This window comes from Streptomyces sp. V3I8 (assembly GCF_030817535.1).
Classification (GTDB): Bacteria; Actinomycetota; Actinomycetes; order Streptomycetales; family Streptomycetaceae; genus Streptomyces.
Genome location: NZ_JAUSZL010000004.1, coordinates 217,502 through 243,353 on the forward strand (window position 1 = coordinate 217,502; position 25,852 = coordinate 243,353).

General features: G+C 73.0%; 5 protein-coding genes. All 5 read right to left on the reverse strand.

Annotated features, from left to right (window positions below):
- Positions 1-89 precede the first annotated feature (89 nt).
- On the reverse strand, positions 90-1,346 hold the full coding sequence (locus QFZ75_RS40940) for a pyridoxal phosphate-dependent aminotransferase (RefSeq protein WP_307545915.1): 1,257 nt from the start codon (positions 1,344-1,346) through the stop codon (positions 90-92).
- A 30-nt stretch (positions 1,347-1,376) separates the two neighbouring features.
- The gene (locus QFZ75_RS40945; protein ID WP_307545917.1) at positions 1,377-2,705 is read right to left on the reverse strand and encodes a KamA family radical SAM protein; all 1,329 of its coding nucleotides are present in this window, start codon (positions 2,703-2,705) and stop codon (positions 1,377-1,379) included.
- A gap of 303 nt (positions 2,706-3,008) precedes the next feature.
- Positions 3,009-3,920, reverse strand: coding sequence for a proline iminopeptidase-family hydrolase (locus tag QFZ75_RS40950; RefSeq protein WP_307545919.1), 912 nt, complete (start codon positions 3,918-3,920; stop codon positions 3,009-3,011).
- Between the two features lie 305 nt (positions 3,921-4,225).
- On the reverse strand, positions 4,226-20,482 hold the full coding sequence (locus tag QFZ75_RS40955) for a type I polyketide synthase (protein ID WP_307545921.1): 16,257 nt from the start codon (positions 20,480-20,482) through the stop codon (positions 4,226-4,228).
- 303 nt (positions 20,483-20,785) lie between these two features.
- Positions 20,786-25,846, reverse strand: a complete 5,061-nt coding sequence (locus QFZ75_RS40960) for an SDR family NAD(P)-dependent oxidoreductase (RefSeq protein ID WP_307545923.1) — start codon at positions 25,844-25,846, stop codon at positions 20,786-20,788.
- Positions 25,847-25,852: the final 6 nt, after the last annotated feature.

Consider the following 25,852-nt stretch of genomic DNA (forward strand, 5'->3'; position numbering starts at 1 on the left):
CTCGGCAGAAGGCAGGCGGCAGGAGGCAGGCGGCGGCCGGCGGCCGGGCGCTCGGGCTCAGGACCTCCGGGGCTCAGGACCTGCGGGGCTCAGGGGACGAGCTTGGTGAAGGTCTCCTCGATACGGGTCATGACGTTGCGCACGTGCGGCAGGGCGAGCGGGTCGGCCGCGGCCAGTGACTGCTCCTGCTGCTGGGCCGTGTCGCCGTAGAGCATGCTGGTGGCGGCCTTGAAGCGCAGGGCGTGCTCGTCGTCGCCCAGGTGGTGGCCGGCCAGCACGACGAGGCCGAACTCGTCCAGCAGGTGCTGGTGCAGGGAGAGCGAGTCGTGAACGCCGCGCTGGGCGAGCTCCTCGCGCAGCGGCTCGAAGTCGGGGTAGACGTAGAAGGCGCCGGTCGGCGGCCGGCACACGGCGCCGTTGGCCACCAGGATGCGGTGCACGTCGCGGGCGATGACGCCGTGCAGCCGGGCGGCCGCGGCCAGGCGTGCGCGGATCTCGGGGGGTTCGGCGAACGCGTAGGCGGCGACCTCCTGCATGGGGCCGGCCAGGGTGGACCACACCTCGCTGGCCGCGGAGACCACCCCCTCGCGGATGCGGCGGCCCCAGGCGTTGGCGGGGAAGCGGGCGCCGCCGATGCGCCAGCCGCCCAGGGCCAGGCTCTTGCTCAGCCCGGTGGTCACGACGGTGCGCTCGGGGGCCACCTCGGCCGGGCTGAGCACCTCGGTGGCGGGGTCGTGGACGACGTCGCGGTAGATCTCGTCGGAGACGATCAGCAGGTCCTCCTCCCGTGCGACGGCGCAGATCTCGCGGATCAGCGCGGGCGGGGCGAGGGTGCCGGTGGGGTTGTCGGGCAGGGTCAGCACCACGATCCGCGGATCGTGGCCCAGCACCCGGGCGGCGTGGACCGCCTCGCGCAGCGCGGCCGGCTCGGGCACCCCGCCGCACTCCTGGGGGATGTCCACCCCGATGACCTGCTTGCCCAGGTAGCGGGCCTGGGGGGCGTAGGAGTTCCAGCAGGGCCGCGGCAGCAGCACGTCGCCCTCGACGCTCAGGTGCAGGGCCATCAGCAGCGGCTTGCTGCCGGGGGCCAGGACCACCTGGTCGGCGTCGGTGGGCATCCGGCGGCGCGAGAAGTAGCCGGCCAGCGCCTCGCGTGCATCCTTGCCGCCCGCGACGGGGCCGTAGGCGTTGCGGTGCGCTCCCGCCGCCAGCCGCTCCAGCAGGGGGGCGAACGCGGGCAGCCGCGCCTCGCCGAAGCCCAGGTGCACGAGGGACTCCCCCGCGGCGGTGCGCTCGGCCACCAGCTGGTTGAGCGCGAGATTGGGGGACACGTTCCGGCCTGACATGGCCGTCTCCTTTCGGATCCTGCCCGCCGCTCAGGACCTGGGCGGGCCGCCGTTGATCGCGGCCGCCAGGTCCGGCGGGGTGTCGGGATCCAGCTCGAGGTCGTCCACCCACGCGGCGTCGGGCGAGTAGCGGGCCCTGAAGGCCCGGCCGACCAGTTCGGGGTTGCGCGCCTGCAGCATCCGCAGCTGGAAGAAGCTCCCCTGCGGGGTGTGCGACACACCGTCCACGGCGACCTTGCCGGGGGTGGCGGACATGACCGGTCCGCGCACGGTGCGGGCCAGCCCGGGCAGTGCCCGGTAGGCGCTCTGGAAGATCTCCACGGCGTTGGCCAGCGGGACCTTGAAGTAGCCGTAGGGGCCCGTGTCGCGTTCGACGAACATGTAGTAGGGCACCGAGCCGGCGGCCAGTTCGGCGCGCCACATCTCGTTCCAGGTCGCGGCGTCGTCGTTGACGTGCGCGATGAGCGGGGCCTGGCAGTAGACCAGGGCGCCGGAGGCGCGGATGCGCGACAGCGCCCGGCGGGCGAGGTCCGTCTCCAGTTCGCGGGGGTGGCTGAAGTGCGCCATCACCGCCAGGTTGCGGCCGGAGTCCACGACCTTCTCGAACAGTGCCAGCACGTCGTCGGCGTCCTGGTCGGTGACGAAGCGGTGGGGCCAGTAGGCCACGGACTTGGTGCCGATACGGATGGTGCGCACGCTCTCCACCGCCAGCAGCGGCTCCAGGTGCGAGCGCAGCCGCTCGGTGGTCATCACCATCGGGTCGCCGCCGGTGACCAGGACGTCGCTGACCTCCGGGTGCCGGCGCAGGTAGCCGATCAGCTCGTCCGGGCTGGAGGCCGCGAACCGCAGGTCGGCGTCGCCCACGAACTGCGCCCAGCGGAAGCAGTAGGTGCAGTAGCTGTGGCAGGTCTGGCCGTGGCCGGGGAAGTAGAGCACCGTCTCGCGGTACTTGTGCTGCATGCCCGCCAGCGAGACGCCTTCCTCGCTGGGCACGTTGAGCTCCCGCTGGCCCGAGGGGTGCGGGTTGAGCTGCGAGCGGATCTGCGCGACGACCGCCTTCAGCTGCGGTCTCGACTTGCTCGCCAGCGCCTGCGCCACCAGGTTCTCGTCCTCGGCGGTGAGCATGCCCCGCTGCGGGAAGACCAGCTGGAAGATCGGGTCGTCGGGGATGTTCTGCCAGTCGACGAGCTGGGACAGCACGTACTCGTTCACCCGGAACGGCAGGACCTCGGACACCACGCGCACCGTCTCGCGCAGGTCCGCCGGCAGCCCGTACCGCTTGGCGATCTCGTCGATCTGGCGTGGTCCGTGGGCACGGAAACGCACTGTCTCGAATGGGCTGAGAGTCAGCTGGGACATCCGATATTTCCTCCGGTCTTCTGGACCACGGACAATTCCGAAAGCACGGAAAAGTGCCAGAGCTGATGAATTGCTGGAATGACCGGAACAGCCCGGTCGGAACGGCCCGGTCGGAACGGGGCGTTCACCCTCCGCGCGACTGCGGTCCGAATGTCACTGAATTCCCCGGGTATTCGAGGAGCGCGCCCTGAAGCTGGAAACAACGGTAGTTCATGCAGGGCCGCAGGAACCCCTAAGGCCACCCCTGCCCTGCCCTTAACCTCCCCTTTCCGCACCGCAGGGGTCCGGCCCCCGCGCCGCGGGTCACGAACCCTGCTCCCCCAGCGCGTCCAGGTGGGCGCGCAGCACCTGCAGGAACCGCTCGGGCTCCTCCAGGTGGGGCATATGGCTGGACTCCTCAAGGACCTCCCAGCGCACGTCGGGGATCAGGTCCAGGAAGGGGCGCACCGTCGCCGGGGTGGCCTCGTCGTGCCCGCCGGTCAGCACCAGGGTGGGCACCGCCACGTCCGCGCAGTGCTCCACCACCGACCAGTCGCGCAGGGTGCCGATCACATGGAACTCGTTGGGGCCGTTCATCGTGTAGTAGACGGTGGGGTCGTTGTAGACCTCCATGAACGAGGCCATGAAGTCCCGCGGCCACGGCGTGAGCCGGCACACGTGCCGCTCGTAGTAGGGCCGCATGGCATCGAAGTACTCCTGGCTGTCGGTGGTCCCGGCGGCCTCGTGGCGCAGCAGCGTGTCGTTGACGCCCGGCGGCAGCAGGTCGCGCAGCACCTTCGCCTCCTGCAGCCACAGCGGGTACGACGCCGGCGCGTTCGCCACCACCAGGCCGCGCAGCCCGGCGGGCCGGCGGGCGGCGTGCGCCACGCCGAGCAGACCGCCCCAGGACTGGCCGAACAGGAGGTAGTCGTCGGCGATTCCCAGGTGCCGCAGCAGGTTGTCGAGCTCGTCCAGGAAGAGGTCCACGGTCCAGAAGTCGGCGCCGCGGTCGGGCAGATGGGTGGAACCGCCGTTGCCGATCTGGTCGTAGTGCACGACCGGCCGGCCGTCCTGGGCCAGTGCGGTGAGGTTGAGCAGGTAGTCGTGCGTGCTGCCCGGGCCGCCGTGCACCACCACCAGGGGGGTCCGGCCGCCGTGCAGGTCGCCGGTGACGCGGAACCAGGTCTGGTGCTCGCCGAACGGCGCCGTGCCCTTGGCGCTGGGTGCCACATGCATGTCAGCCACTCCCGGTGGTCGCGGTGAAGATCGGACAAAAGATCAAAGAGAAGACCAAAGAGAAGATCAAGAGGGGGCACGGGCCCCGGCGGTACGGGTGTGCGGGCGGTACGGGTGTGCGGGTGGTACGGGCAAGTACGGGTGTACGGGCGGTGCGGGTGGTGGCAGGGGCTGCGGCGTGGTGCGCGGCGGCGGGCCCCGCGCACCGCACGGCGGGGCACGGCCCGCCGTGGGCCGTGCCGGGCCGCGGGTCCGTGGCGGGCCGGGGGTCCGTGGCGGGCCGGGGCCGCGCACGCGCCGCCGGATCACACGTGGTCGTCGGCGAGTCCGTCCAGGGCCATGCTGATGAGGGACTCGGTGTCCATCTCGTCGATGGCCTCCTCCTCGTCCGGCACGCCCGCCCCGGCCTCCGTACCGTCCTGCGTGCCGCCCAGTTCCAGCAGCAGCTCCATCAGGCCGGCCTCGCGCAGCCGGCTGAACGGGATGGCCTGCAGGATGCGCCGCACCTGCGCCTCCTGCCCGTCCCCGCCCTCGCCGTTGCCGTGGGCACCGTCGCCGTGGGCGGTCCGGTGTGCGGGCATCAGCTCCTCGTGCAGCCGCTCGGCGAGCACCCGGGCGTTGGGGTAGTCGAACACGAGCGTCGCCGGCAGGCGCAGCCCGGTCGCGGAGTTGACCTGGTTGCGGAATTCCACCGCGCTCAGCGAGTCGAACCCGAGGTCCTTGAACGCCCGGTCCGCCTCCACCTCCTGCGCACTCGCATACCCCAGCACCGTGGCGGCCTGCCGGCACACCACCTCCAGCAGCTCGGCCAACCGCTCCTGCGGAGCCAGCGCGAGGAGCCGCTCGCGCAGCGCCACCGGCGCCGCGCCGGCTTCCGGCCGGGCGGCCGCCGCCGCCGACCTGCGCACCATGGGACGCACCAGCGCCCGGTAGAGCGCGGGCAGCTGGTCGCCGGCCTCGGCCAGCACCGCGGTGTCCAGGTCGATGGGCACCAGCGCCGCCCGCTCCAGCGCCACGGCCGCATCGAACAGCGCCAGGCCCTGCTCGGCGCTCAGCGCACCGATACCGACCCGGCTCATGCGCCTGCGGTCCGCCTCGGCCAGCTCGCCGGCCATGCCGGTGTCGCTGCCCCACAGCCCCCAGGCCAGCGACTGCCCGGCCAGACCCCGGGCCCGGCGGTGCTGGGCCAGGGCATCCAAGAACGCGTTGGCCGCCGCGTAGTTGCCCTGTCCGGCATTGCCCAGGGTGCCCGCGGCCGAGGAGAACACCACGAACGCCGACAGGTCCATGCCCGCGGTCAGCTCGTGCAGGTGCAGCGCCGCGTCCGCCTTGGGCCGCAGCACCGCGTCCATCCGCTCCGGGGTCAGGGAGGCCAGGGCGCCGTCGTCCAGCACGCCCGCCAGGTGCACGACCCCGGCGAGCCTGCGTCCTTCGAGCAGTGCCTGCACGGCGGTGCGGTCAGCCACGTCACAGGCGGCGACCTCGACCCGGGCGCCCAGCGCGGTCAGTTCCTCCCGCAGCCGCACCAGCTCCGGCGCCGCCTCGCCGCGCCGGCTGGTCAGCAGCAGTTCGTCCACCCCGTAACGGGTCACCAGGTGGCGGGAGAAGAGCCGTCCGAGCATGCCGCCCGCGCCGGTGACCAGCACCGGGGCGCCGGCGCCGAAGCGGGTGGCCGGCGCCCCGCTCTCGCCCCGGCCGGCCCGCACCCGGGTCAGCCGGGCGGCCCGCAGCGCGCCGCCGCGCACCACGGTCTGCGGTTCCGCGCAGGCCAGGACCCCGGCGAGCGCCTGGGCCGTGGCCGCGTCGCCGTCCGCGGCCCGTGCGTCGAGGTCGACCAGCACGATGCGTCCCGGATGGGCCAGCTGGGCGGCACGGGTCAGCCCCCACACCGCGGCCCCGGCCAGATCGGTGACGTCCTCGCCCTCGGGTGCGACCGCGCCCCGGGTCACGACGGCCAGCGTCGCGTCCGAGGAGGTGAAGCGCTCGTCCCCCGTCCAGGCCTGCAGCACCCCCAGCGCCCGTGCGGTGGCCCGGCGGACCGCGTCGGCCTCCACCGGCGCACCGTCCACCGCCGCGCCGTCCGCCGGGGCGCCCTTCGCCGGGGCGCCGGGGCTCTCCTCGCAGCGCAGCACCACGACCTGCGGCACGTCCGGCAGAGTGCCGTCGTCCGCGGCGTGCACGACGTCCTCCCAGCGGGCCCAGGCCGGCGGCTGCACACCGGCGGGCACCGTCACCGGCGTCCACTCCAGGGCGAACAGCGCCTCGTGGACCGCCGAGGGCGCCACCAGCTGCTCCTCGCCGACCGGCCGCGACAGCAGCGACCCCACGGTGGCCACCGGCAGGCCCGCCGGGTCCGTCAGGGTCAGCGACACCGTGTCCCGCTCCCCCGTCACCAGCCGGACCCGCACCGCCGAGGCACCGGCGGCGTGCAGCGCGACACCCGACCAGGCGAACGGCAGCAGCCTGCGCCCCCGCGACCCGCCGCCCTCGCCACCCGGGGCGTCCTGGTCGTTCTGGTCGTTCTGGCTCTCCTGTGCGGCGCCGTGCAGCAGGGCCACGTGCAGCGCCGCGTCCAGCAGCGCCGGGTGCACCCCGAAACGCTGCGCCTGGGCGTGTTCCTCCTGCGGCAGCTCGATGTCGGCGAACAGCTCCTCGCCGTCCCGCCAGGCCGCCTTCAGCCCCTGGAAGACGGGCCCGTAGACGTAGCCGTGGCTCCGCAGCACCTCGTACGCGTCCCGGACGTCGACCGGCGTGGCACCGGCCGGCGGCCACGGCGCCCCCGGCTGCTGCGGCGCGGCGGGTGCGGCGGGTGCGGTGGGGCTGACCGTGCCCTGCGCGTGCAGCAGCCAGGGCACGCTCTCGTGCCCCGGCTGCTGCGGACGCGAGTGGACAGTCAGCGTGCGGGCGCCGGACCCGTCGGGTCCGCCGAGGACGACCTGCACCTGGACGCCACCGTCCTGGGGCAGGATCAGCGGGGCCTGCAGGGTGAGTTCGTCGAGATACGTGCAGCCGACCTGGTCGGCGGCGTGCAGGGCCAGTTCGACGAACCCGGTACCGGGGAAGAGGACGCTGTCACCGACCACGTGGTCGGCCAGCCAGGGCTGCGTCCTGGGCGACAGACGCCCGCTCAGCAGCAGCCCGCCGCTGTCGGCCAGGGCGATCGTGGCGCCGAGCAGGGGGTGTTCGGCGCCATCCAGCCCGGCCGAGGCGAAATCGGCCCCGCCGACCTGCGCGTCGACCCAGTAACGGCGGCGCTGGAAGGCGTACGTGGGCAGGTCCACGCGCTCGGCGCCGTGTCCGGCGTAGAAGGCGTCCCAGTCCACGACTGCACCGGAGGCGAACAGCCCGCCCAGCGCGGTGAGCGTGGTGACGTCTTCGGGCCGGTCCTTGCGCAGCACCGGCAGGTAGGTCACCTCGTCGACGCCGTCGAGGACCTGGCGGGCCAGGCCTGTCAGGACGGCGTCGGGACCGCACTCGACGAAGCGGGTGACGCCCGCGCCGTGCAGGGTCTTCACCGCGTCGGCGAAGCGCACCGCCTGGCGGACGTGGCTGACCCAGTACTCGGGGTCGGTCAGCTCCTCGGCCGTGGCCAGGACGCCGCTCACGTTCGACACGACGGCCAGCTTCGGCTCCGTATACGTCAACGAGGCGGCCACTGTGCGGAACTCGTCGAGCATCGGCTCCATCAACGGGGAATGGAAGGCGTGCGAGACCCGCAGGCGGCTTACCCGGCGGCCCAGCGCACGGAAGTGCTCATCGATCATGTCGACGTCGGTCTCGGCGCCGGAGACCACCACGGAAGTAGGCCCGTTGACCGCAGCAATCCCCACCACACCGTCCAGCAACGGCAGGACCTCCTCCTCGGTGGCCTCCACCGCCAGCATCGCTCCCCCGGAAGGCAGCGCGTCCATCAAACGGCCCCGCGCCGCCACCAGCGTCGCCGCATCCTCCAACGACAGGACGCCGGCGACGTGGGCGGCGGTGATCTCACCGATGGAATGCCCGGCCACGAAGTCCGGCCGCACACCCCACGACTCGAGGAGACGGAACAGGGCGGTCTCTACGGCGAACAGGGCGGCCTGGGCGAACACGGTGCGGTTGAGGGCATCGGCGTCGTCACCGAACACCACCTCTTGCAGAGGGCGTTCGAGCTGTCCCTGCAGTGCTTCGCAGACGGCGTCGAAGGCGGCTGTGTACACCGGGAACGCCTCGTACAGCTCCCGGCCCATGGACAGGCGCTGGCTGCCCTGGCCGGTGAAGAGCACGGCGGTGCGGCCCGAGGAACGCGACCGGGTCACCGCGTCGTCGCCGAGCCCGGTGAGCGCGGCCAGGAGGTCCTCGCGGCTGCGGCCCACCACGACCGCCCGGTGTTCGAGGGCGGCACGTGAAGTGGCCAGGGAGAAGCCGATGTCGGCCGGGGTGAGGTGAGGGCGCTTTTCCATCCAGTGGGCCAGTTGTTCGGCCTGGGCGGGCAGCGCGTCGGCGCCGCGGGCGGAGATCACCCACGGCACGACGGATGAACCGGTGGCCGCGGTCTCGGTGTTGGCCGGGGCCGGGGTCTGGGCCGTCGCCTGTACCGGGGTCTGCACGGGGGTGGGCTCTTCGACGATGATGTGCGCGTTGGTGCCGCTGATGCCGAAGGAGGAGATACCGGCACGGCGCGGCCGGCCGTCCTTGAGCGCCGGCCACTCGCGGGCCTCCGTCAGCAGCTGGACCGCCCCGGCCTCCCAGTCCACGTTCGAACTGGGGGCGTCCACGTGCAGGGTCTTGGGCATCACGGCGTGCTGCATCGCCATGACGGCCTTGATGATGCCGCCCACGCCGGCGGCGGCCTGGGCGTGGCCGATGTTGGACTTGATGGAGCCCAGCCACAGCGGCCGGTCTTCGGGACGGTCCTGGCCGTAGGTGGCCAGCAACGCCTGGGCTTCGATGGGATCGCCCAGGGTGGTGCCGGTGCCGTGGGCCTCCACGAGGTCCACGTCGCCCGACGACAGCCCGGCGCCGGCCAGGGCCTGGCGGATGACGCGCTGCTGGGAGGGACCGTTGGGGGCGGTCATCCCGTTGCTGGCGCCGTCCTGGTTGACGGCGCTGGCACGGATGACGGCCAGGACGGGGTGGTTGTTGCGGCGGGCGTCGGACAGACGCTCCACCAGCAGCATGCCCGCGCCCTCGGCCCAGCCGACACCGTCGGCGGACTCGGCGAAGGACTTGCAGCGGCCGTCGGCCGCCAGACCGCGCTGGCGGCTGAACTCGATGAACATGCCGGGCGTCGACATCACGGCGACGCCGCCGGCCAGGGCCAGCGAGCACTCCCCCGAGCGCAGCGCCTGCACTGCCAGGTGCAGGGCGACCAGGGAGGAGGAGCAGGCGGTGTCGACGGTGACGGCCGGGCCCTCCAGGCCCAGGGTGTAGGAGACACGGCCCGTCACCAGGCTGCCTCCGCTGGTGGTGGCGGCTTCGTCACCGAGGCCGTAGTCGTGGTACATCACGCCGGCGAACACACCGGTCGCGCTGCCCTTGAGGACGCCGGGGTCGACCCCGGCACGCTCGAGGGTCTCCCACGCCGTCTCCAGCAGCAGGCGCTGCTGGGGGTCCATCACCAGGGCCTCGTTGGGGCTGATGTTGAAGAACCCGGGGTCGAAGTCGGCCGCGTCGTAAAGGAATCCGCCCTCACGTGCGTACGTCTTGCCGGCCCGTCCGGGCTCCGGGTCGAAGACGCCCGCGTCCCAGCCGCGGTCGCCGGGGAACTCCGAGACCGCGTCCACACCGTCCGCCACCAGCTGCCACAGGTCCTCGGGCGAGGTCACCCCGCCCGGGAAGCGGCACGCCATCCCCACGATCGCGATCGGGTCGTCGTCCTCGCCGCGCGCGACGGCGGCCACCGGGGCCGCCGTCGCCTGCTCGGCCCCGCCCAGTGCGGTGTCGACGTACTCGACGACCGCCTGTGCGCTGGGGTAGTCGAAGACGAGGGTGGCGGGCAGTCGCAGTCCGGTCGCCTCGTTGAGCCGGTTGCGCAGTTCGACGGCGGCCAGGGAGTCGAAGCCGAGGTCCTTGAAGGCCCGGTCCGGTTCCACCGCGTCGATCGACGTGTGCCCCAGCACTCCGGCGACCTCGCCGCGTACGACGTTCATGAGCTCGCGCAGCCGCTCGGCGGCGGTGAGCGGGGCCAGCCTCTGCTGCAGGGTCGAGCTGCCGGACCGGGCGCCGGCCGCCTGCCGGACGCGGGTCCTGACCAGGCCCTTGAGGAGGGCGGGCAGTTCCTCGCCCCGTGCGGCCAGTGCGGTGGTGTCGATCCGCAGCGGGATCAGCAGCGGCTGCCCGGGCCGGTCCACAGCACCATCCAGCAGACCCAGCGCCTCCTCGACGGGCAGGGCGGGCAGGCCCAGCCGCGCCATCCGCGTCTCCGCGTCCGCCTGCGAGGACACACCCCCCAGCCCCGTGTCATACGCCCACAGGCCCCAGGCCAGGGAGGTGGCGGGCAGGCCCAGGTGGTGGCGGTGGGCGGCCAGCGCGTCCAGGAACGTGTTGGCGGCCGCATAGTTGGCCTGCCCCGCCGCCAGCACCATGCCGCCCGCGGAGGAGAACAGCACGAACGCCGACAGCTCCAGGTGCGCGGTCAGCTCGTGCAGATGCCAGGCCGCGTCCGCCTTGGGCGCCAGCACCCGCTCCAGACGCTCCCGGTCCACGTCCTGCACCAGGGCGTTGTCCATCACACCGGCCGCATGCACCACACCCGACAGCGGGTACTGCGGGTCGATGCCGGCCAGGAGACGGGCCAGCGCACCACGGTCGGCCACATCACACGCGGCCACCCGCACCCGCGCCCCCAGTCCTTCCAGCTCCGCCACCAGGTCACTTGCACCGGCCGCCTCAAGGCCGCGCCGGCTGGTCAGCAGCAGATCCTGCACCCCCCGCTCACGCACCAGATGCCGGGCCACCAACGCACCCAGACCCCCGGTACCACCGGTCACCAGCACCGTCCCCGAACCCCACCCCACACCCGACACACCAACCGCATCCGGTACGTCCGCCGTGTCGATCGTGTCCGGGAGGAGTGGTTCCTTTGGAGCCAGAGCACGTACCAGCCGGGGCAGCAGCACCCGGCTTGCGCGGACCGCCAGTTCGCTCTCCCCCGCCTGCACGGCGGCAGACGCGACAGCGACGTCCGCACCGGCGTCGAGGTCGACGACGGTGAAGCGGCCCGGGTTCTCGGCAGCCGCGGCCCGCAGCACACCCCACACACCCGCCACCGCCACATCAACATCGGCAGCAGTAACAGCAGCGTCAGCAGTACCGGTGCTGGTGTCGGTGGGGATGCTGACCGCGTTGCGGGTCACCACCACCAGCCGCGAGGAACCCGCACGCGAATCGTCCAGCCACTGCCGCACCCGCTCCAGCACGGCACCGGTCACCGACCGGGTCCGCTCCAAAACCGAGCCCTCCGTGCGCGGCACCTCCCACACCACAACAGGCGGCAGACCCTGCGCATCCTGCACGTCGTCCCACAGCGGCAGGGGCAGGGGGTCAGCTGCGGTGGTGGCTGCCGGAGTCCAGTCCACCTGCCACAACGACCGTTCCAGTGCCGCGTCGGACGACTCCAACTGGCCTGCGGATACGGGCCGTCCGACCACCGAGCCGACCGACAGCACCGGACGGCCCTCCGCGTCGGCGACGTTCAGACTGAGGTTGTTGTCGGCTGCCGATCCACTCTGGGCGATGTGGACGCGCAGGTTGGTGGCGCCGGTGGCCTGGAGCTGGACCTGGTTCCACACGAACGGCAGGACGGGTTCACCGTCGCGCTCACCGCTGTCATCGACCAGCGCGGCATGCATGGCCGCATCCAAAAGCGCCGGGTGCAGGCCGAACTGCCGGGCCTGGTCATGTTCTTCCTGGGGAAGTTCGACCTCGGCGAACACCTCGTCACCACGCCGCCAGGCCGCTTTCAAGCCCTGGAAGACGGGACCGTAGGCATACCCCTGACGCAGCAGCATCACGTAGGCGTCCGCGACCTCCACCCGCCGGGCACCGGCCGGCGGCCACACCGCCAGATCCTCACCCGCCACCACCGCGCCCGCATCGTTGTGGACGGTGCCCTGCGCATGCAGCAGCCACGGCGCGGCCTGCAGATCCTGCTCCCGCTGCGGACGCGAATGCACCGTCAGCGTCCGCGCACCCAACTCATCGGCACCGCCGACCGCCACCTGGATCTGCACACCCCCGCCCCGCGGCAGGACCAGCGGCGCCTGGAGCGTCAACTCCTCCAACACCCCACACCCCACCTGCTCACCCGCATACAACGCCAACTCCACAAACCCCGTACCGGGCAGCAGGACGCTGCCCAGGACGTCGTGGTCGGCGATCCACGGGTGGGTGTCCAGAGCCAGCCGGCCGGTCAGCAGCACGCCGTCCGTGTCGGCGAGGCTGACGGCTGCGCCCAGGAGGGGGTGCCCGGCGGCCTGCAGACCGGCGGCCGAGATACCGACGGTCTCGCCTCCGTACCAGGAGTCCGCCATGTACTCGCGCGTTCCCAGCCAGTAGCGTTCGCGCTGGAAGGCGTACGTCGGCAACTCCACGCGGGTGGCGCCGTGTCCGGCGTAGAAGGCGTCCCAGTCCACGACTGCACCGGAGGCGAACAGCCCACCGAGCGCGGTCAGTACGGTGACGTCCTCGGGCCGGTCCTTGCGCAGCACCGGCAGGTAGGTCACCTCGTCGACGCCGTCAAGGACCTGGCGGGCCAGGCCCGTCAGCACGGCATCGGGACCGCACTCCACGAACCGGGTCACGCCCGCACCGTGCAGGGTCTTCACCGCGTCGGCGAAGCGCACCGCCTCACGCACGTGACCGACCCAGTACTCGGGGTCGGTCAACTGCCCGGCCGTCGCCAGGACGCCGCTCACGTTCGACACGACGGCCAGCTTCGGCTCCGCATACGTCAACGAGGCCGCCACCGTGCGGAACTCATCGAGCATCGGCTCCATCAACGGGGAGTGGAAGGCGTGCGAGACCCGCAGGCGGCTCACCCGGCGGCCCAGCGCACGGAAGTGCTCATCGATCATGTCGACGTCGGTCTCGGCGCCGGAGACCACCACGGAGGTGGGACCGTTGACCGCGGCGATCCCCAACACACCGTCCAGCAGCGGCAGGACCTCCTCCTCGGTGGCCTCCACCGCCAGCATCGCTCCCCCGGAAGGCAGCGCGTCCATCAAACGGCCCCGCGCCGCCACCAGCGCAGCCGCATCCTCCAGCGACAGAACCCCTGCCACATGCGCGGCGGTGATCTCACCGATGGAGTGCCCGGCCACGAAGTCCGGCCGCACCCCCCACGACTCCAGCAGACGGAACAGCGCCGTCTCCACGGCGAACAGGGCGGCCTGGGCGAACACGGTGCGGTTGAGGGCATCGGCGTCGTCACCGAACACCACCTCCCGCAGCGGGCGTTCCAGCCGGCCCTGCAGCGCTTCGCAGACGGCGTCGAAGGCGGATGCGTACACCGGGAACGCCTCGTACAGCTCGCGGCCCATGGACAGGCGCTGGCTGCCCTGGCCGGTGAAGAGGACGGCGGTGCGGCCCGAGGTCCGTGCGCGTACCGGCGTCCCGGTCGAGGCGGTGAGCGCGGCCAGCAGCTCTTTGCGGCTGCGGCCCACCACCACCGCCCGGTGCTCCAGCACGGCCCGCGAGGACACGAGGGAGAAGCCGATGTCGGCGGGGGCCAGACCGGGATGGTCCCTCACCCACTGCGCCAGGCGCTCGGCCTGCGCGGGCAGCGCGTCGGCGCCGCGGGCGGAGATCACCCACGGCACGGCCGGTGAACCGGTCGCCGGGGTTTGGGCGTCGGCCGGGGCCGGCGCCGGGGGTGCGGTCGGGGGTTCTTCGACGATGACGTGGGCGTTGGTGCCGGAGAGGCCGAAGGAGGAGATGCCCGCGCGGCGCGGGCGGCCGTCCTGCGGGGCGGGCCATGTGCGGGGTTCGGTGAGGAGCTCCACCGCTCCGGCGTCCCAGTCGACGTTCGGGGTGGGGGCGTCCACGTGCAGGGTCTTGGGCATCGTGGCGTGCTGCATCGCCATGACCATCTTGATGATGCCGGCGACGCCGGCGGCGGCCTGGGTGTGGCCCATGTTGGATTTGATGGAGCCCAGCCACAGGGGCCGGTCTTCGGGGCGGTCCTGGCCGTAGGTGGCCAGCAGGGCCTGGGCTTCGATGGGGTCGCCCAGGGTGGTGCCGGTGCCGTGGGCCTCGACCAGGTCGACCTGGTCGGGGGTGAGCTGGGCGCTGGCCAGGGCTTGTTTGATGACGCGTTGCTGGGAGGGGCCGTTGGGGGCGGTGAGGCCGTTGGAGGCGCCGTCCTGGTTGATGGCACTGCCGCGGACGATGGCCAGGACGGGGTGGTTGTTGCGGCGGGCGTCGGACAGGCGCTCCACCAGGAGCATGCCGACGCCTTCGCCCCAGCCGGTGCCGTCGGTGGAGGCGGCGAAGGAGCGGCAGCGGCCGTCCTTGGCCAGGCCGCGCTGGCGGCTGAACTCCACGAAGACCTCCGGGGTGGCCATCACGGCGACGCCGCCGGCCAGGGCCAGGGAGCATTCCCCGGACCGCAGGGCCTGGGCGGCCAGGTGCAGGGCGACCAGGGAAGAGGAGCAGGCGGTGTCGACGGTGACCGCGGGGCCCTCCAGGCCGAAGACGTAGGAGACGCGTCCGGAGGCGATGGCGCCGGTGCTGTTGTTGGCCGCGTAGTCGTGGTACATCATTCCGGCGAAGACGCCGGTGCGGCTGCCCTTGAGGGTGAGGGGGTCAATGCCGGCGCGTTCGAACGTCTCCCAGGAGGTCTCCAGCAGCAGGCGCTGCTGGGGGTCCATGACCAGGGCCTCGTTGGGGCTGATGTTGAAGAAGGCGGGGTCGAAGCGGTCCGCGTCGTGGAGGAAGCCGCCTTCGTGTGTGTAGGTGGTGTTGGGGCGTTCGGCGCTGGGGTCGTAGACCTGCTCGAGGTCCCAGCCGCGGTTGTCGGGGAAGGGGGACACGGCGTCCACCCCTTCGGCGACCAGGCGCCACAGGTCCTCGGGGGAGGCCACCGCGCCGGGGTAGCGGCAGGCCATGGCGACGATCGCGATCGGTTCGTCGTCCGAGGCCAGGACGGGGGCCACGGAGGCCAGGACGTCCTGGGTGTCGCCGACCTGCTGCAGCAGGTGGGCGGCGAGGGCTTCCGGTGTGGGGTAGTCGAAGACCAGGGTGGCCGGCAGGCGCATGCCGACGGCTTCGCCGAGGGAGTTGCGGAACTCCACCGCGGTCAGGGAGTCGAATCCGAGGTCCTGGAAGGCCCGGCCGGGCTCGATGGCGTGGGCGCCGGCGTGGCCGAGGATCAGGGCGGCCCGGCCGGAGACCAGTTCGAGCAGGGCGCTGTGGCGTTCGTCCGGTGCGAGCTGGGCCAGGCGGCGGCGCAGTGCGCTCGGCTCGCCGGCCGCACCGGCCGGGCTGCGGCGGCGGCTTGACGGGACGAGGGCGCGGAAGACGGTGGGCAGGCGTTCGCCCTGGGCGCGCAGGGCGGGCAGGTCGAGGCCGGCGGGCACCAGGAGCGGTTCGGGTGTGGTGCGGGCCGCGTCGAAGAGGGCGAGGCCTTGCGCGGCGCTCAGTGCGTGCATGCCGGTCTGGGAGATGCGCGAGAGGTCGGTGCCGGCGAGGGTGTCGGCCATGCCGCCGTTGTCCTCCCACAGGCCCCAGGCGAGGGACTGGGCGGCCAGTCCGCCGACTCGGCGGTGGGCGGCGAGGGCGTCGAGGAAGGCGTTGGCGGCGGCGTAGTTGCCCTGGCCGGGGGCGCCCAGGACGCCGGCGGCCGAGGAGAACACGACGAACATCGACAGGTCCATGCCGGCGGTCAGCTCGTGCAGGTGCAGGGCCGCGTCCACCTTGGGGCGCAGGACGTGATCGAGGCGTTCGGGGGTCAGTGAGCCGATCACCCCGTCGTCCAGGACGCCGGCGGTGTGCACCACGCCGCTGAGTGTCACGCCCTCCAGCAGTGCGGCCAGGGCCGCGCGGTCGGCCACGTCGCACGCTTGCAGGTCGACCTCGGCGCCCAGTGCGGACAGTTGGTCGCACAGTTCGGCGGCGCCGGGGGCGGACCTGCCGCTGCGGCTGGTCAGCAGCAGGCTGCGTACGCCGTGTTCGCGCACCAGGTGATGGGCGAACAGGGTGCCCAGGGCGCCGGTGGCGCCGGTGATCAGGACGGTGCCCGGAGCGGGGGCGGGGGCGGCCCGGCTGCCGTCGTCGTCGGGGGTGGCGGCCGGGACGGCGGCCCGGGTCAGGCGGGCGGCGTGCGTGACGCCCCGGCGTACGGTGAGCTGGGGTTCGTCCGCGGTCACGGCGGACGCGACGAGCGCGTCGAGCGCGTCGAGATCAGGCACCTCGTCGGCGTCGAGCAGGACGATGCGGTCGGGGTTCTCCGACTGGGCGGCGCGCACCAGTCCGCCGACGGACGCCGCGGCGAGGTCGGTGACGTCCTCGCCGGGCAGCGCGACGGCGCCTTGGGTGAGGACCAGCAGGCGGGCCTCGGCGAAACGCTCCTGGGCGGCCCAGGCCTGCAGGACCGCCAGGGCCCGGTGGGTGGCCGCCCGTACCGCACCGGCGGTGGCGGTGACAGGGGCAGGAGCAGGGGCAGGGGTGGTGGTCCCGGCAGGGGTGGTGGTCCCGGCAGCGGCGGCGGTTCCGGCAGTGGTGACGGGGTCGGCAGTGGCGGTGGTGGTGGTGTCGGCGGTGGTGGTGTCGCAGCGCCATACGATGACGTCCGGTACGGCCGTCATCGTGTCGGCGTCGGCGATGTCCTCCCACAGCCGCCAGGCGACGGGGGGCGCCGGCGCGGCGGCCGGCAGTGCGGGCCACTCCAGCCGGAACAGGGAGTCGCGGGGCCCGGAGGCGGCCGCGGCCAGCTGCTGGGCCGAGATGGGCCGCAGCACCAGGGACTCGACGGTGGCGACCGGGCGGGCCTGCGCGTCGCTGAGCTCGAGTGTCACCGCGCCCGCCCCGGAGCCCGTGGCGGCCAGCCGCACGCGTACGTCGGACGCGCCCTCGGCGTGCAGGGTGACCGACGACCAGGCGAAGGGAAGCGCGCCCTGCTCCGCGATGGCGCCGGTGAACACGGCGGCGTGCAGGCAGGCGTCCAGCACCGCGGGGTGCAGCGCGAACCGTTCGGCCCCCACCCGGGCCTGCTCGGGAAGGGAGACCTCGGCGTACACCTCGGTGCCGTCCGCGGACTTCCACACGCAACGCAGGCCCCGAAAGACCGGACCGTAGGCCATACCGGCCTCGGCGAAGCCGTCGTAGAGCCCGTCGAGGTCGACGGGCACCGCACCGGCCGGCGGCCACTGGACGGCGCCCGCCTCCTCGCTGCCGGCGCCGGTACCGGGGGCGCCGGGGGCCAGGACACCGGTGGCGTGCCGCGTCCAGGGCAGGTCGCCCGCCGCCGGGTCCTGGCGGCGGGAGTAGACGGTGACGGTGCGGGTGCCGCCGTCCTGGGCGGCGCCGACCGCCACCTGGACCTGTACGCCGCCGTGCTCGGGAAGCACCAGTGGTGCCTGCAGGGTCAGTTCCTCGACCACGTCGCAGCCCACCTGGTCGCCCGCGCGGATGACCAGTTCCATGAAGCCGGTGCCGGGGAAGAGGACGGTGTCGCCGACGACGTGGTCGGCGAGCCAGGGCTGGGTGTCGGTGGACAGCCGTCCGGTGAGGACCACGCCGTCGCTGTCGGCGAGGGTGATCGTGGCGCCGAGCAGGGGGTGTTCGGCGGTGTCGAGTCCGGCCGAGGCGACGTCGGCGGCAGCGAGGTGGGCGTCGATCCAGTACCGCTCACGCTGGAAGGCGTACGTGGGCAGGTCCACGCGGGTGACCGTGTGTCCGGCGTAGAAGGCGTCCCAGTCCACGGCTGCGCCGGAGGCGAAGATGTGGCCGAGCGCGGTGAGCGCGGTGACGTCCTCGGGCCGGTCCTTGCGCAGCACCGGGGCGAAGGTGATCTCGCCGGTGGTGTCGAGGATCCGGCGCGCCAGGCCTGTCAGCACCGCGTCGGGGCCGCACTCGATGAAGCGGGTGACGCCCGCGCCGTGCAGGGCCTTGACCCCGTCGGCGAAGCGCACCGCCTCACGCACGTGACCAACCCAGTACTCGGGGTCGGTCAACTGCCCGGCCGTCGCCAGAGCACCCGTCACGTTCGACACGACGGCCAGCTTCGGCTCCGTATACGTCAACGAGGCGGCCACCGTGCGGAACTCGTCGAGCATCGGCTCCATCAGCGGCGAGTGGAAGGCGTGCGAGACCCGCAGGCGGCTTACCCGGCGGCCCAGCGCACGGAAGTGCTCATCGATCATGTCGACGTCGGTCTCGGCGCCGGAAACCACCACGGAAGTAGGCCCGTTGACCGCAGCAATCCCCACCACACCGTCCAGCAGCGGCAGGACCTCCTCCTCGGTGGCCTCCACCGCCAGCATCGCTCCGCCAGAGGGCAGCGCGTCCATCAAACGGCCCCGCGCCGCAACCAGCGCAGCCGCATCCTCCAACGACAGAACCCCCGCCACATGCGCGGCGGTGATCTCACCGATGGAATGCCCGGCCACGAAGTCCGGCCGCACACCCCACGACTCCAGCAGACGGAACAGCGCCGTCTCTACGGCGAAGAGGGCGGCCTGGGCGAACACGGTGCGGTTGAGGGCATCGGCGTCGTCACCGAACACCACCTCTTGCAGAGGGCGTTCCAGCTGTCCCTGCAGTGCTTCGCAGACGGCGTCGAAAGCAGATGCGTACACCGGGAACGCCTCGTACAACTCCCGGCCCATGGACAGACGCTGGCTTCCCTGGCCGGTGAAGAGCACGGCGCTCAGGCCGTCGGAGGCCGGCGCCTGCTGCACGCTCGCGGCCGGCTCCCCCGCCGCCAGCGCGGACAGGCCCGCCAGCAGGTCTTCGCGGCTGCGGCCCACCACGACGGCCCGGTGTTCGAGGGCGGCGCGGCTGGTGGCCAGGGAGAAGCCGACGTCGGCCGGGGTGAGGGTGTCCTGGTGGTCGAGGTGGGTGTGGAGGCGGGCGGCCTGGGCCCGCAGGCCGTCGGCGTGGTGGCCCGAGAGGGGCCACAGCACCGGTACGGATGTGGTGCTCCGGGCGGGGGTGCCGCTGTGGCCGGTGTCGGGGTCGGTGTCCTCGGGGAGGGGGGCGGGGGCCTGTTCCAGGATGAGGTGGGCGTTGGTGCCGGAGACGCCGAAGGAGGAGATGCCCGCGCGGCGCGGGTGTTCGTTCTCGGGCCAGTCGACGGGCTCGGTGAGCAGGCGTACGTTGCCCGCGTTCCAGTCGATGTGGGTGGAGGGCTCGTCCACGTGCAGGGTGCGGGGCATCCGGCCGTGGCGCATGGCCATGACCATCTTGATGATGCCGCCCACGCCGGCGGCGGCCTGGGCGTGGCCGATGTTGGATTTGATGGAGCCCAGCCACAGGGGCCGGTCGGCGGGGCGGTCCTGGCCGTAGGTGGCAAGGAGGGCCTGGGCCTCGATGGGGTCGCCCAGGGTGGTGCCGGTGCCGTGGCCCTCGACGACGTCGATCTGGGAGGGGGGCAGTTGGGCGGCGGCCAGGGCCTGGCGGATGACGCGTTGCTGGGAGGGGCCGTTGGGGGCGGTGAGGCCGTTGGAGGCGCCGTCCTGGTTGATGGCGCTGCCGCGGATGACCGCGAGGACGGGGTGGTTGTTGCGGTGGGCGTCGGAGAGGCGCTCGACCAGCAGCAGGCCGGCGCCTTCGGACCAGCCGGTGCCGTCGGCGGCCTCGGCGAAGGCCTTGCAGCGGCCGTCGGGGGCCAGGCCGCGCTGTTTGCTGAAGGCGATGAAGGGTGAGGGGGTGGACATCACCATGACGCCGCCGGCCAGGGCCAGGGAGCATTCGCCCTGGCGTACGGCCTGGGCGGCCAGGTGCAGGGCGACCAGGGAGGAGGAGCAGGCGGTGTCGACGGTCAGGGCGGGGCCTTCGAGGCCCAGGGCGTAGGAGATGCGGCCGGAGATGACGGCGGCGGAGCCGGCGGTGGTCATGTAGGCCTCGGCGAGTTCGGGTGCCGAGTCCAGGAGGGACTGGTAGTCCTGGATGCCGGAGCCGGCGAAGACTCCCACCCGGCTGCCGCGCAGTGAGGAGGGGTCGATGCCGGCGCGTTCGAAGGCCTCCCAGGCGACTTCCAGCATGAGGCGCTGCTGGGGGTCCATGGCCTGGGCTTCGCGGGGGCTGATGCCGAAGAAGGCGGGGTCGAAGTGGCCGGCGTCGTGGACGAAGCCGCCTTCTTGGACGTAGCTGGTGCCCGCGCGGTCGCCGTCCTGGTCGAAGAGGCGGCCGATGTCCCAGCCGCGGTCGGCGGGGAAGGGCGAGATGGCGTCGCGTCCTTCGTCGACCAGGTGCCACAGGTCCTCGGGAGTGGTGACGCCGCCGGGGTAGCGGCAGCTCATGGCGACGATCGCGACCGGTTCCAGTTCCTGGCTCTCGGCTTCCTGCAGGCGGCGCCGGGTCTGGTGGAGGTCGGCCGTGACGCGCTTGAGATAGTCGAGGAGCTTCTCGTCGTTCGCCATCTCAGTCTCTCCGAGTCCTGTAATTCGAAAGCCCGGTCTGGTGAGCCGGGAGGGCTGGTCGTACGGGGCCGGGAAGGCTTGTCACGTGCCTGTGCCTGTGCGCGTACGCAGGTGCGGGTGTGCAGGTGCAGGGGTGGAACTGGTCGAACTGGTGGCGCTGGTGGAGCCGGTGGCGCTGGTGGCAGGGGGGCCGGGGCCGCGGGGGCGGTGCGGGGGTCCGGGTTCCTGCGGGCGACCGCGGCCCCGCCCTGCGGTGGCCGGGCGAAGGCGGGGACGCGAGGGGGGCGGACGGGTGGGTGGGGGTCAGGTGAGGCCGAGTTCCTTGTCGATGAAGTCGAAGACGTCGTCGGCCGATGCCGTCTGCAGTTTCTGGCCGACGCTGGAGGCCGCGTCGCTCTCGGTGTTCACGATGTCGGTCAGGCGTGCGGTCAGGCTCTGCAGCCGGGCGACGAGCCGGTCGGCCTCGATCTCCTGCGGGTCCAGGCCGGCGGCCGCCGCCTCCAGCCGTTCCAGCTGGGCCAGCAGCGGCAGGGGGCCGGGGGCGGTGTCCGGGGCCAGCTCCGTGAGCAGGAACTGTGCGAGCGCGGCCGGGCTGGCGTAGTCGAAGACCATGGTGCTGGGGAGTTTCCTGCCGGTGGCGGTGCTCAGGCGTCCCCGCAGGTCGACGGCCGACACGGAGTCGAAGCCGAGGTCGTCGAAGGCCCGTTTGAGGTCCAGGGCGGCGGGGTCGTCGTATCCGAGCAGGGCCGCGGTGTGGGAGCGCACGAGGTCCTGCACGGTGCGGCTCTGCTCGGCCTGGGGCAGGCCGGCCAGCTGTGCCGCGAGCTGGGGTGCGGTGGAGGCGTCCGGCTGCGGGCCGCTGTCTGCGGCCAGGGCCGCCCGGACGTCGGGGATGTCCGCGATCAGGGGGCGGGGCCGGGCCAGTGTGTAGGCGGGGACGAAGCGTGACCAGTCGAAGTCGGCCACCACGAGATGGCTCTGTCCCTGCTCAAGGGCCTGTTCCAGGGCGTTGACGGCGGTGGCGGGTGCCATCGCCGGTGCGCCCATGCGGCGCATGAGCGCGCTGAGTTCGGCATCGACCATGCCGCCCTCCCACGATCCCCAGGCCACGCAGGTCGCGGTGCGCCCGCGGGCCTGGCGCCGGTGGGCGAGGCCGTCCAGGAAGGCGTTGGCGCTGCCGTAGGCGGCCTGGCCGCCGCTGCCCCAGACGGCGGAGCCGGAGGAGAACAGGACGAACGCGTCCAGTGGGCGGTCCGCCAGCAGGTCGTCCAGGTGCAGTGCGCCCAGGATCTTCGCCCGGCCGACCTCGGCGAACTCCTCCAGGTCCAGTTCGGGCAGGGAGGCGATGCGCTGCGGCAGGCCGGCCGCGTGGACGACCGCCCGCAGCGGCGGGTCCTTGGGCAGTGAGTCCAGCAGGGCGGCCAGCGCGTCCCGGTCGGCGACGTCGCAGGCGGCGACCGTGACCTGGACGCCCTGCCCTTCGAGTTCCTCCTTCAGCGCCGCGGCGCCCTGCGCGGCGGGGCCGCGGCGGCTGGTGAGGACCAGGTGCCGGGCGCCGTTGCGGGCGAACAGGCGGGCCACGTGGGCGCCGAGCCCGCCGGTGCCGCCGGTGATCAGGACCGTGCCGCCCGCCGCGACAGCCTGAGCCTGCCCCGCACCGGCGGCGGCCGGTACGGCGGGCCGCGTCACGGGCCCGGCGTCGGACACGGGGGCGGGGGCGGCGTCGGACGCGGGGGCGCGGTGGTGCGGCAGGCTGCCGGGGGCCGGGGCGGCGGTGAGCGGGGAGCGGACCATGCGGCGTGCGAACACGCCGTCGGGGCGGACGGCGAGCTGGTCCTCGTCCGCCTCGGCGCGCAGGACCGCGCCGAGGTGGCGTGCCGTCTGTGCGTCGGGGGCGGCGGGGATGTCGATCATGCCGCCGAAGCTCTGCGGCTGGTCCAGGGCCAGGCTCGCGCCCAGTCCCCACAGGGCCGCCTGGTGGGGGCTGAGGAGTTCCGCGGAGTCGTGCACCGCGACCGCGCCGCTGGTGACACACCACAGCGGTGCGGTGGCCTCGGCGTCCTGCAGTGCCTGGGCCAGGACCACGGTCGCGGCGCCTCCCCTGGTGAGCGCCGGGTACTGCGGGTGGGGGCGGTCGTCCAGGCCCAGCAGCGACAGGATCCGCACGGGAGCAGTATCGGCAAGGACGGTACGCAGGCTTGCGGCCAGCTCCGCACGGTCGGGGTCGGTGACCTCCAGCGACACGAGTTGCGCCTCGGTGGCCAGGGCGTCGCTCAGGCGCGCGAGCGTGTCGTTCGCCGCGGCCGGGGGCCGGACGAGGAGCCAGGTCGGCGCCGGGGCGCCGGCCGCGGCGGGAGTGGCCGGGGCGGGGGCCGGTGTCCAGGTCACCTGGTAGCGCCAGGAGTCGAGCAGGGCGTTCTCCTGGCGGCGGTGGCGCCAGGCGGCCAGCGCGGGCACGACGGCACCCAGGTGCGCTGTGGGCACGTCCAGTTCTTCGGCCAGCAGCAGGCTGTCGCCGCGCTCCACGGCGTTCCAGAAGTCGGCGTCCAGCGTGCTTGACGCTGCGGTGCCGTCGGCGGGACCGGCCGCGTGGGCGGAGGAATCACCCTGTGCGGCGGACATGCTGTCGGTCGACCAGTAGCGGCGGCGCTGGAAGGCGTACGTGGGCAGGTCCACGCGCTCAGCGCCGTGTCCGGCGTAGAAGGCGTCCCAGTCCACGGTGGCACCGGAGGCGAACAGCCCGCCCAGCGCGGTCAGTACGGTGACGTCCTCGGGCCGGTCCTTGCGCAGCACCGGGGCGTAGGTGATCTCGTCGACGCCGTCGAGAATCTGGCGGGCCAGGCCCGTCAGTACGGCGTCGGGGCCGCACTCGATGAAGCGGGTGACGCCCTGGCCTTGCAGGGTCTTGATCCCGTCGGCGAAGCGCACCGCCTCACGCACATGACTGACCCAGTACTCGGGGTCAGTCAGCTGCCCGGCCGTGGCCAGAGCACCCGTCACGTTCGACACGACGGTCAGCTTCGGCTGCGCATACGTCAACGAGGCGGCCACTGTGCGGAACTCGTCGAGCATCGGCTCCATCAGCGGGGAGTGGAAGGCGTGCGAGACCCGCAGGCGGCTCACCCGGCGGCCCAGCGCACGGAAGTGCTCATCAACCGTCTTCACGTCGGCTTCGGCGCCGGAGACCACCACAGAAGTGGGACCGTTGACCGCGGCGATCCCCACCACACCGTTCAGCAGCGGCAGGACTTCGTCCTCGGTGGCCTCGACGGCGAGCATCGCTCCCCCGGAGGGCAGCGCGTCCATCAGCCGGCCCCGCGCCGCCACCAGCGTCGCCGCATCCTCCAGCGACAGGACGCCGGCGACGTGGGCGGCGGTGATCTCACCGATGGAATGCCCGGCCACGAAGTCCGGGCGCACACCCCACGACTCGAGCAGACGGAACAGGGCGGTTTCCACGGCGAACAGGGCGGCCTGAGCGAACACGGTGCGGTTGAGGGCATCGGCGTCGTCACCGAACACCGCCCCCCGCAACGGCCGCTCCAGCCGGCCCTGCAACGCTTCGCACACCGCGTCGAAGGCAGATGCGTACACCGGGAACGCCTCATACAACTCCCCTCCCATGGACAGGCGCTGGCTGCCCTGGCCGGTGAACAGCACGGCGCTCAGGCCGTCGGAGGCCGGCGCCTGCTGCACGCTCGCGGCCGGCTCCCCCGCCGTCAGCGCGGACAGGCCCGCCAGCAGGTCTTCGCGGCTGCGGCCCACCACGACGGCCCGGTGTTCGAGGGCGGCGCGGGTGGTGGCCAGGGAGAAGCCGATGTCGGCCGGGGTGAGGTGAGGGCGCTTTTCCATCCAGCGGGCCAGCTGCTCGGCCTGGGCGGGCAGTGCGCCGGCGCCGCGCGCGGAGATCACCCACGGCACCGCCGGTGAGCCGGTCGCCGGGGTTTCGGCGTCGGCCGGGGCCGGGACGGTGGTCGCGGTGGTTTCGGTGGTCTCGGTGGGGGGTTGCGCCGGTGGCGGTTCCTCGATGATGACGTGGGCGTTGGTGCCGGAGAGGCCGAAGGAGGAGATGCCGGCGCGCTTGAGGTGGCCGGTGTCGGGCCAGGCGGTCTGTTCGGTGAGCAGGCGGATGTTGCCCGCGCTCCAGTCGACGTTGGAGCTGGGTGCGTCCACGTGCAGGGTCTGGGGCAGGACGTCGTGGCGCATGGCCATGACCATCTTGATGATGCCGCTGACGCCGGCGGCGGCCTGGGCGTGGCCGATGTTGGATTTGATGGAGCCCAGCCACAGGGGCCGGTCTTCGGGGCGGTCCTGGCCGTAGGTGGCCAGGAGTGCCTGGGCTTCGATGGGGTCGCCCAGGGTGGTGCCGGTGCCGTGGGCCTCGACGGCGTCGATCTGGTCGGCGGCGAGCTGGGCGGCGGCCAGGGCCTGGCGGATGACGCGTTGCTGGGAGGGGCCGTTAGGGGCGGTGAGGCCGTTGGAGGCGCCGTCGGAGTTGACGGCGCTGCCGCGCACGACGGCCAGGACGGGGTGGTTGTTGCGGCGGGCGTCGGACAGGCGCTCCACCAGCAGCATGCCGATGCCCTCGCCCCAGCCGGTGCCGTCGGCGGCCTCGGCGAAGGCCTTGCAGCGGCCGTCGGGGGCCAGGCCGCGGTCCTGGCTGAAGCCGACGAAGGAGACGGGGGTGGACATGACGGTGACGCCGCCGGCCAGGGCCAGGGAGCAGTCTCCGGCGCGCAGGGCCTGGATGGCCCAGTGCAGGGCGACCAGGGAGGAGGAGCAGGCGGTGTCGACGGTGACGGCCGGGCCCTCCAGGCCCAGGGTGTAGGCGATGCGGCCGGAGGCGACGCTGGCCAGGGCGCCGGTGCCGCTGTCGGCGGAGTAGTCGTGGTAGACGACGCCGGCGAAGACGCCGGTGCGGCTGCCCTTGAGGGACAGCGGGTCGATGCCGGCGCGTTCGAAGGCTTCCCAGGCCGTTTCCAGCAGCAGGCGCTGCTGGGGGTCGGTCTCGCGGGCCTCACGGGGGCTGATCTTGAAGAAGTCGGCGTCGAACTGTCCGGCGTCGTGCAGGAAGCCGCCTTCGCGGCAGTAGGTCTTGCCGGGGGTGGCGGGGGTGGGGTCGTAGAGGTCGGTGACGTCCCAGCCCCGGTCGGTGGGGAAGGGGGAGATGCCGTCGCCGCCCGAGGACACGAGGTCCCACAGGTCTTCCGGTGAGGCGATGTTGCCGGGATAGCGGCAGCTCATGGCCACGATCGCGATCGGTTCGTGCTGCCTGGCCTCCGCGTCGCGCAGGCGCCGCTTGGTCTGCTGGAGGTCCGACGTGGCACGCCTGAGGTATTCGCGCAGCTTCTCGTCGTTGCCCATCTGGCC

Bases quoted from the DNA above. Each gene is read 5' to 3' on its own strand.
- QFZ75_RS40940 (WP_307545915.1), bottom strand. From the start codon at position 1,346: ATGTCAGGCCGGAACGTGTCCCCCAATCTCGCGCTCAACCAGCTGGTG.
- QFZ75_RS40945 (WP_307545917.1), bottom strand. From the start codon at position 2,705: ATGTCCCAGCTGACTCTCAGCCCATTCGAGACAGTGCGTTTCCGTGCC.
- QFZ75_RS40950 (WP_307545919.1), bottom strand. From the start codon at position 3,920: ATGCATGTGGCACCCAGCGCCAAGGGCACGGCGCCGTTCGGCGAGCAC.
- QFZ75_RS40955 (WP_307545921.1), bottom strand. From the start codon at position 20,482: ATGGCGAACGACGAGAAGCTCCTCGACTATCTCAAGCGCGTCACGGCC.
- QFZ75_RS40960 (WP_307545923.1), bottom strand. From the start codon at position 25,846: ATGGGCAACGACGAGAAGCTGCGCGAATACCTCAGGCGTGCCACGTCG.